Here is an 8,592-nt window from a genome sequence, read left to right as displayed (position 1 = left end):
CGGTCGCCATCCGGGACTGGGCCGGCGACCGCGTCGATGCCGACGACCCGCTGCTGATCGAGCAGCTGCAGAAGCGGATCCTGCCGCGCCGCGGCATCTGGGTGTCGCCGGAGCAGATCCTGGTCACGATCGGGGCGCAGCAGGCGCTGTACCTGGCCGCGTCGCTGCTGCTGAAGCCGGAGCGGACGGTCGGGATCGAGCAGCCGGGCTATCCCGACATCCGCAACCTGTGCCGGCAGTTCGGCGCGCGCATCCAGCCCCTGCCGATGGACCATCACGGGCTGAAGCCGACCGGCGGCCTGGCCGGGTGCGATATGCTGTTCGTGCAGCCGAGCCACCAGAACCCGACCACGGTGACCATGCCGCTGCAGCGGCGGCAGGAGCTGCTGCAGGCGGCCTCGGTGCACGACCTGGTGATCGTCGAGGACGACTATGACAGCGAGCTGACCTTCGTCGGCGAGGCCACCCCGGCGCTGAAGGCGATCGACCGGGAGGACCGGGTGATCTATGTCGGCAGCGTGTCCAAGACTTTGGCGCCTGGGCTGCGGATGGGGTATGTGGTGGCAGCGCCGGAGTTCATCGCCGAGGCCCGGGCGATGCGGCGGCTGACCACACGGCACCCGCCGGCCAACAACCAGCGCGCCGTGGCGCTGTTCCTGCAGCTGGGCCATCACGACGCCGCGATCAAGAAGCTGATCGCCGCCTATCGCGAGCGCGCCGACGCGATCGGCGAAGGGCTGCGCACCCATCTGCCGGAATTCGAGTTCCGGCTGCCCGCCGGCGGGTCGGCGCTGTGGGCCGAAGGGCCGGCCGACGTGTCGATGAATGCGGTTGCCGCCGCGGGCGCGCCCCAGGGGCTGCTGATCGACCCCGGCGCGGTGTTCTTCGACCACCCGGTGCCGCCGGAGAACTTCCTGCGCTTCGGCTATTCCTCGATTCCGGTCGACCGCATCGAGCCCGGCATCCAGCTGCTGGCCCGGCTGGTCCGGGCCGAACGGCACGGCGGCCGGCAGGCCAGCTGAACGCGCCCCTAGGCCACGAACAGCTCCGGCATCATCGACCGCGCCATCGGGCGGAGGCGCAGCGCCTCGGCCTCGTCGATCCAGCGATAGGGGCGGCGCAGCCGGGTGCCGACCGGCCCCCAGCCGCCGACCGCCGCCAGCAGCTTGTCCAGGGCGGCGTTGGAGTAGCCGTGCTGACTCCGGAACGGCACGACATGCTCGTCCATGAAGCGGCAGATCCGACGCTCCAGGTCGAGCGCGCCCTCGATGTCGGTCGCCATCCGGTCGGTCCAGGCCTGGGCGCCCGACGGGCTGAGGCAGGCGACGTTGGAGAAGGCGCCGGCGGCGACGCCGTGCCTCGTGCCGGTGGCGAGGTGATGACCCGGTACGAACAGCGCGGTGCCGGACAGGTGCTGCCTCGCCGCCGCGTACCACGCATCGTCGCCATCGGCCAGCTTGATCCCGGCCACCGCCGGCACCGCCCGCACCAGCCGGCCGAGCTCGTCCGGCGCCAGCACGCGCTTGGCGTGCGGCGGGTTGTAAAGGATCAGCGGCACCCCGCCGGCGGCCTCGGCCATCAGCTCCAGGAAGTCGATGGCCTCCGGCTCGGTCACCGGCCACCAATCCGGCAGCACCGCCTGGATCGCCGCCGGGCCGAGGTCCCGCGCCAGCTTCACCCGTTCCCGCGCCAGGCTCGGATCCGGCTGGCAGGCGCCGATGACGAAGGGCATGCCGGCCGCCCGGCACTTCTCGGCCAGCAGCGTCTGGATCGCGGCGTACTCCGCCTCGGTCTGGTTGTGCAGCTCGCCGGCCGTGCCGTTGGAGTAAATGCCGTCGACCCGCGCTGCGACCAGCAGGTCGATCTCCTCGGCCAGCCGGCCGGAATCGATGCTCTCATCCGCCGCGATCGGCAGCAGCAGCGTCGCCCAATTGCCGTGCAATACGTCGTCCATCAAGACCTCTTGGGAGTCCCAACACCGTCATTGCGAGGAGGCGAAGCCGACGAAGCAATCCAGGGGCCACGCCAAACCGCCCCTGGATTGCTTCGCTGCGCTCGCAATGACGATAAAGGGGACGCGTCCGGAAAGAACCGCATCATCGGCTGACATCCTGGCGGATGCAGGCCTTGAAGTGGCCGGGCTCCACCTCCTCCAGCTTCGGCACCTCGCGGGCGCAGGCCTCGACCGCATGCGGGCAGCGGGTGCGGAAGACGCAGCCCGAGGGCGGGTTGGCCGGGCTGGGGATGTCGCCCTTCAGGATCTGGCGCTGGCGCGGCCGGTCGGGGTCCGGCTCCGGGATCGCCGACAGCAGCGCCCTTGTGTAGGGGTGCTTCGGCGCGGCGTAGAGCCGGTCGCTCGGCGCGATCTCCATGATCCGGCCGAGATACAGCACGATCACTCGGTCGCAGATGTACTCCACCACCGCCAGGTCGTGGGAGATGAACAGCATGGTCAAGCCGAGGCGCAGCTGCAGGTCGCGCAGCAGATTGACGATCTGCGCCTGGACCGAGACGTCGAGCGCCGAGACCGGCTCGTCCGCCACCAGGAACTCCGGCTCCAGCGCCAGGGCCCGGGCGATGCCGATGCGCTGGCGCTGGCCGCCGGAGAACTCATGGGCATAGCGCTCGACCGCGTCGGCCGGCAGCTCCACCGCCTCCAGCGCCGCCCGCGCCTTGGCCAGCCGCTCGCGCCCGGTGCCGATGCCCTGGATCGCCAGGCCTTCGGTCAGGATCTCGCCGATGGTCATGCGCGGCGACAGGCTGGCGAAGGGGTCCTGGAAGATGTACTGCATCCGCCGCCGCTGCCGGCGCATCTCGCCGCCGGACAACCTGGTCAGGTCCTGCCCGTCGAACACGACCTCCCCGGCCGTCGGCTCGATCAGCCGCAGAACCGAGCGGCCGATCGTGGTCTTGCCCGAGCCGGATTCGCCGACCAGCCCGACCACCTCGCCGCGGCCGACCTCGAAATGGATGTCGTCGAGCGCGCGCACCACCGGGCCGCGGCCGAAGGCGCCGGGGCCGAAATGCTTGGCCAGGCCGCGCACGGCGAGAAGCGGATCGGCCATGGTCAGAGCTCCTGCCAGCGGATGCAGCGGCTGGTGTGGCCGGGGCCGACCTCGGCCGGGGCCGGCATAGCGGCGCGGCAGGCGTCCACCGCATAGGCGCAGCGCGAGGCGAAGGCGCAGCCGGGCGGCATGGCGGCCAGGCTCGGCACCGTGCCGGGGATGGTGGCCAGCTTCTCCCCCGCCGCCTTCAGCCGCGTCGCCTCGCCCAGCTTCGGCACCGAGGCCAGCAGGCCGATGGTGTAAGGATGGCGCGGATGCCGGAACACCTCGCGCACCGGACCGGTCTCGACGATCCGTCCGGCATACATTACCGCCACGCGATGGGCGATCTCCGCCACCACGCCGAGATTGTGGGTCACGAACAGCACCCCCATGCCGCGCTGGTCCTGCAGCCGCCGCAGCAGGTCGAGGATCTGCGCCTGGATGGTGACGTCCAACGCGGTGGTCGGCTCGTCGGCCAGCAGCAGCGTCGGGTCGCAGGCCAGCGCCATGGCGATGGTGGCGCGCTGCCGCATGCCGCCAGACAGCTCGTGCGGATACTGCCCGGCCCGCCGCTTCGGGTCGGGGATGCCGACGCTCTCCAGCAGGTCCACCGCCACCGCCCAGGCCGATTTGCGATCGCGGCCGAGATGGATGCGGATCGGCTCCGCGATCTGGTCGCCGATGGTGTAGACCGGGTTGAGGCTGGTCATCGGCTCCTGGAACACCATGCCGATGTCGTTGCCACGGATCCGGCGCCGCGCCTCTCCGTCCAGCGTCGCCAGGTCCCTGCCCTGCCCGTCCTTGCCGCGGAACCGGATCGACCCCGCGGCCACCCGGCCCGCCTTGGCCGGCAGCAGCCCCATGATGGAGAGGCTCGTCACCGACTTGCCGGAGCCGGACTCGCCGACCAGCGCGACGGTCTCCGCCGGCCGGATGGCGAGGTCGAGATCCGCCACCGCGGTCACCTCGCGGCCGCGGATGCGGAACACGGTCCGCAGCCCGCTGACCTCGAGAATGGGGTGCTGAGCCTCCGCCATCGGTCCCTCAACCCAGCAGGCCGGTCGCCTGCAGGATCGCCTCGACCTTCGCGGCCTCGGCGTCGTTCAGCGCCCGCTGCGGCCGGGCCATGACGTTGGTCTCGATGATGCCGAGGCGGCGCATCGCGGTCTTGAAGCCGCCGACGCCGGCCGACCCGGCGCTGGTGCGCGGCAGGCTGACCCAGACGATCTCGAACAGCCGGCACAGCCGCTCCTGCTCCTTGCGCGCCGCCGCCCAGTCGCCCTTGCGGCACAAATTGTAGAGGCGGACATAGCCATGCGGGTCGACATTGGCGAGGCCGGGCACGATGCCGTGCGCGCCGGCGGCCAGGGCGGAATCGCAGACGATCTCCGACCCCGTCATCATCGCCACTTCCGGCCTGTCGGCCAGGTCCATCAGGGCGAAGCGGAAATTGCCGTCGTCGCCGCTGGAATCCTTCAGCCCGGCGATGGTGCCCTCGCGCGCCAGCGTCACCACGCCGGCGCGGTCCAGCTTGACGTGGACGCAGACCGGGATGTCGTAGGCGATGACCGGGACGTCGATGGCCTCGCGCACATAGCGGAAATGGTCGACGATCTCCGGCTGGCTGGTGCGGGCGTAGAAGGGCGCGGTCACCACCACCGCGGCGACGCCGATCGACTGCGCCACCCTGGCGTGGCCGATGACGCGGTCGGTGGTCGGGTCGATCACGCCGGCCAGCACCGGCACGCGGCCGTTCGCGACCTTGACCGCATGCTCCAGGATCTTCCGGCGCGTCGCCTCGTCATGGAACACCACCTCGCTGGTGGAGCCGAGCACGAACAGGCCGTGCACGCCGCCATCGATCAGGTGCTCGAGCACGCGGGTGAAGGACGGGTAGTCGACCTGGAAATCCGCGGTCAGCGGGGTGACGACGGGCGGGACGACGCCCTGGAAGGCGGGGGCTGAGGCCATGATGGTCTTTTCGGTCAGTTGAGTTCGGAACGGGGGTCGAAGGCGTCGCGCAGGCCGTCGCCGACGAAGTTGATGGCGAGCACGGTGATCACCAGGGCGGCGCCCGGGAACAGCCATTGCCAGGGGTACTGCTCCAGCACCACGGTGCTGCGGGCGGCGTTCAGCATGTTGCCCCAGCTCGCCTCCGGCGGCGGCACGCCGAGGCCGAGGAAGGACAGGCCGGCCTCGAGCAGGATGGCGGCGGCGATCTGCAGCGTGGCGTAGACGACGAGGATGTCGATCGAGTTCGGCAGGCCGTGCCGCCACAGCAGGTGGCCGAGGCCGGCCCCCATGCCGCGCGACGCCACCACGAAGTCGCGCTCGCGCAGCTCCATCAGCCGGGCCCGCACCATGCGCGCCAGCACCGGCCAGGACAGCAGCGAGATGACGATGATGGTCGGCACGATGCCGGCGCCGGTGATCGAGGCCAGGACCAGCAGCGAGATCACCGGCGGCAGGGTCATGGCGAGGTCGACGAAGCGCATGATCGCGGCATCGGTGAAGCGCCCGGCCATGGCCGCGATCGACCCGACCAGGAAGCCGATCACCACCGAGATCGCGACCGAGACCACGGCGACCAGCAGCGAGATCCGCCCGCCCTGCAGCACCCGGGCCAGGATGTCGCGGCCGACCCCGTCGGTGCCCAGCCAGTGGGCGGCGCTGGGCCCCTTGTTGAGGGCCAGCAGGTCGATGTCGTTCGGTTTGTGGCCCAGGATCAGCGGGTAGGCCACGATCAGCACCAGCATCGGCACCAGGATGGCGATGCCGGCCAGCGCCGCGCCGTTGGCGGCGAAGCGGCGGAAGGCGCGGGCCAGCGGGCCGTTGCCGCCGCGGGAACGGGAGGTTTCCGCGATCGCCATGTCAGGCCACCTGGATCCGCGGGTCGATCGCCGCATAGGCGATGTCGGTGAGCAGGTTGGCGAGGATCACGCAGGCGCCGACCACCAGTGTCGCCCCCATGATCACCGGATAGTCGCGGGTCTCCACCGCATTGACGAGCAGGAGGCCCATGCCTGGCCAGTTGAACACGCTTTCAAGGAAGATGGCCCCGCCGACCGCGATGCCGATGGTGGAGCCGATCAGGGTCACGACCGGCAGCAGCGCGTTGCGCAGCGCATGCTTCACCACCACCCAGAACTCCTTCACCCCCTTGGCGCGGGCCGAGCGGACATAGTCCTGGTTCAGCACCTCCAGCAGCGAGGCGCGCATGTAGCGCATGATCAGCGCGGCATGGCCGATCGACAGCAGCAGCGCCGGCAGGATCAGGTGGCTGACGAGGTCGCCCAGCGAGAACGGCGCGCCGGGGGTCAGCATGCCGCCGGACGGCGCCCAGCCCAGCAGCACGGAGAAGACGTAGAGGCCGACCAGCGCGGTCAGGAAGGCCGGGCTGGAGATGCCGAGGAAGGCGGCGACCGACAGGCCGAGATCGGCCGCCGAGTTGCGCCGGACGGCGCCGATGATGCCGGCGCCGATGCCGACGACGATGGCGATCGCCAGCCCCGTCCCCATCAGCAGCAGGGTCGGGCCGATCCGCTGCGCCACCAGCCCCAGCACGGTCTCGCCGTTGCGCTGGAGGGAGAAACCGAGGTCGCCGCGCACGGCCCCGCCCAGCCAGGCCAGGTACTGCATCGGCAGCGGCTGGTCGAGGCCGAGACGGGCGCGCACGGCGGCCATCTCCTCCTGCGACATCGCCACGTTGGGATTGATGTAGGCGTCGATCGGGTCGCCGGGCGCGAGCCGGAGCAGGACGAAGATCAGCAGGCTGAGGGCGATCAGCATGCCGACCCCGACCGCGAGGCGACGAAGGCAGTAGTTCAGCATGTCGCGTCTCGATAGGACGGCTGCAGCGGAAAAGCCGTCATTGCGAGGAGGCGAGGCCGACGAAGCAATCCAGGAGCCACGGCAAACGGCCCTGGATTGCTTCGCTGCGCTCGCAATGACGACCTATTCAATCGCCCACTTCTCCGGATGGGCGGCGAAGGGGCCGCCGGCCGGGGCCGGGGTCCAGACGAAGTCCTTCAGCTTGCTGGAGGCGACGCCGTAGCGCTTGGCCACCCACATGGTGGCCCAGGGCAGGTTGGCGTTCATCGCCTTGCACACGGCCTGGTAACGCTCGGCCCGCTTGCCGTCGTCGGTCTCGTTCATGGCGGCGTCGAAGGCGGACGTGACCTCCGGCATGCGGATGCGCAGGAAGTTGGCGCCGGCCGGCGGGATCTGCTTCTCGTTCAGGCCGATGTTGATGGCGCTCGGGTCCGGCCCGTTCTGCAGCCCGGCATAGACCAGCGGGAACTGCGACCAGTCCGGGTTCTGGGCATAGATCGTGGCGTTGTAGGTCGGGGTGTCGACCGCCCGCGGCACGACATTGATGCCGACCTGCGCCAGCATCGCCTGCACCGCGGCCAGCACGTTCGAGGCCAGCGGCGTGTTGTAGTAGGTCAGCAGCGGGATCGGCTTGCTGCCGTTGATCTGGTCCCAGCCGGCCTCGGCCAGCAGCTGCTTCGCCTTCTCCGGATCATAGGCGTAGCCGTCGAGGCCGGACGGCAGCAGATGGTCGGCGACATAGCCGCAATTGGCGATCTCGGCGGCGCCCTTGTACAGGCTCTGCACGATCGCGTCGCGGTTGATCGCATGCATCACCGCCTGGCGGACGCGGACGTCCTTCCACAGCGGCACTTCCTGGTTGAAGCCCAGATAGTTCACGACGAAGGAATTGCCCTCGATCACCTTGAAGGCGTCGTTGCCCTGGAAGGTGGCGACGTCGTCGGCCTCGACATAGCTGAAGGCGATCTCGCCGGAGCGCAGAGCCGCCACCGCCGCCGCGGTGTTGGCGAAGTAGCGGTTGATGATCCGGTCGGTCGCCGGCTTGCCGCCGCGGTAGTCGGGGTTGGCCGCCAGCTCGACATACTGGTCGGTGACGTAGCGCGAGAACTTGTAGGGGCCGGTGCCGATCGGCGATTTCGACCACCATTCATGCTTGGCCAGGGCGGCCGCCGGGATGTCCTTCAGCGCGTGCTGCGGCAGCATCATCAGCTGGGTCAGCGTCGCCAGCAGGCCGGCATTCGGGGCCGACAGCTTCAGCACCGCGGTCTTCGGGTCGGGCGTCTCGACCGAGGCGATGGCGCCGAGCCGGGCGGCGAACACCGTGCCGGTGGCGCCGTTCTTCGCGGTGTCGATGGTGAACTTGACGTCGGCCGAGGTGAAGGGCTGGCCGTCATGCCATTTCGCATCGGCCAGCTTGAAGGTGTATTGCAGCTTGTCGGCGCTGACTTCGTAGCTGGAAGCGAGGTCGCCGACGATGCTCTCCAGCTTGGCATCGTTGATCACCAGCGGCTCGAAATACAGGCTGAGCCAGGTGAAGCCGCCGGTGGCGGCCAGCGGGTTGAAATTGCCCTGGAAGCCGCCCGGCCCGACGTCGAACCCACCAGTGATGGTCGACGGCTCCTGCGCCACGGCTTGCGTCGCGGCGCCCGGCGCCCAAGCCATGGCGGCGGCGAGCGCCAGCGCGGATGCCAGCATCCCGAATCTCATCATGTCC

8 protein-coding genes are annotated in these 8,592 nt (G+C 70.1%); 1 reads left to right on the top strand and 7 read right to left on the bottom strand.

The genetic code is table 11. The features are described from left to right. A partial coding sequence (locus P409_RS01230) for an aminotransferase-like domain-containing protein (protein ID WP_034830972.1) occupies positions 1–1,022 on the top strand: 1,022 nt, incomplete at its 5' end. 8 nt (positions 1,023–1,030) lie between these two features. On the opposite strand, the gene P409_RS01225 is transcribed toward P409_RS01230, so the two are convergent. From P409_RS01225 to P409_RS01195, 7 genes are all read right to left on the bottom strand, one after another. After that, positions 1,031–1,954, bottom strand: coding sequence for a dihydrodipicolinate synthase family protein (locus tag P409_RS01225; RefSeq protein ID WP_034830970.1), 924 nt, complete (start codon positions 1,952–1,954; stop codon positions 1,031–1,033). 142 nt (positions 1,955–2,096) lie between these two features. After that, positions 2,097–3,065, bottom strand: a complete 969-nt coding sequence (locus P409_RS01220; protein ID WP_034830967.1) for an ABC transporter ATP-binding protein — start codon at positions 3,063–3,065, stop codon at positions 2,097–2,099. A 2-nt stretch (positions 3,066–3,067) separates the two neighbouring features. Next, complete coding sequence (locus P409_RS01215) at positions 3,068–4,084, bottom strand: ABC transporter ATP-binding protein (protein ID WP_034830964.1); 1,017 nt, start codon at positions 4,082–4,084, stop codon at positions 3,068–3,070. A 7-nt stretch (positions 4,085–4,091) separates the two neighbouring features. Further along, positions 4,092–5,018 carry a dihydrodipicolinate synthase family protein gene (locus tag P409_RS01210; RefSeq protein WP_034830962.1) on the bottom strand — a complete coding sequence of 309 codons (927 nt, stop codon included), beginning with the start codon at positions 5,016–5,018 and terminating at the stop codon, positions 4,092–4,094. Between the two features lie 14 nt (positions 5,019–5,032). Beyond that, positions 5,033–5,917: an ABC transporter permease gene (locus P409_RS01205; RefSeq protein WP_034830961.1), complete on the bottom strand. Its 885-nt coding sequence runs from the start codon at positions 5,915–5,917 to the stop codon at positions 5,033–5,035. A gap of 1 nt (position 5,918) precedes the next feature. Continuing rightward, positions 5,919–6,878 carry an ABC transporter permease gene (locus tag P409_RS01200; RefSeq protein WP_034830960.1) on the bottom strand — a complete coding sequence of 320 codons (960 nt, stop codon included), beginning with the start codon at positions 6,876–6,878 and terminating at the stop codon, positions 5,919–5,921. A 123-nt stretch (positions 6,879–7,001) separates the two neighbouring features. Then, on the bottom strand, positions 7,002–8,573 hold the full coding sequence (locus P409_RS01195; RefSeq protein WP_202964513.1) for an ABC transporter substrate-binding protein: 1,572 nt from the start codon (positions 8,571–8,573) through the stop codon (positions 7,002–7,004). Positions 8,574–8,592 lie beyond the last annotated feature (19 nt).

The sequence above is a fragment of the Inquilinus limosus MP06 genome (genome assembly GCF_000767795.1).
Taxonomy (GTDB): domain Bacteria; phylum Pseudomonadota; class Alphaproteobacteria; order DSM-16000; family Inquilinaceae; genus Inquilinus; species Inquilinus limosus_E.
Note: the sequence above shows the minus strand (reverse complement) of the source record. Positions and strands in the feature narration are given on the sequence as shown.